The organism is Caulobacter sp. 05T431, assembly GCF_056665975.1.
This window is the reverse complement of record NZ_JBFTKU010000127.1, coordinates 1-439: the sequence shown is the minus strand read 5'-3', so window position 1 is coordinate 439 and position 439 is coordinate 1. Positions and strand designations below refer to the sequence as shown.

The 439-nt window shown below is 64.7% G+C and carries 1 protein-coding gene; it reads left to right on the top strand.

Annotated elements, in window-relative coordinates; all coding sequences use genetic code 11:
* Nucleotides 1-181: DUF3616 domain-containing protein (locus tag AC1U89_RS24815; protein ID WP_479902271.1), on the top strand; the 181-nt coding region annotated here is incomplete at its 5' end.
* Nucleotides 182-439 lie beyond the last annotated feature (258 nt).

Sequence of the window (439 nt, the reverse complement as noted above, 5' to 3'; positions counted from 1 at the left end):
GCAGAAGGACGACTTACCTTGCGAATTTGACGCGCCGTTTGGTGAGGGTGAGGACCATGCCGAGGGGATCACCGTACTCGACGACGGCAGGTCGGCACTGGTTTTGTATGGGACACCGGCTGGGAAGCGGAAAACCGGACGCCACGAGATCAAGGCCGATGTCTTCCGTCTCAGCACGTAGGTAACCAGCGCCGCCACAGCACCGCAGGTTGTCGGCGTTCTTAGTGCTCCCGTCCCACCTTTCCGAGCCAGGCCCTCAGGAGGGGAACCACCACGTCGCTATGCATCGCGCCCAGGTGATCGAGGGGCTGGGAGCACCTGCACGTCCCACCCGGCGTCGATGGCCAGGCCCTCAGGAGGGGAACCACCACGTCGCTATGCATCGCGCCCAGGTGATCGAGGGGCTGGGAGCACCTGCACGTCCCACCCGGCGTCGATG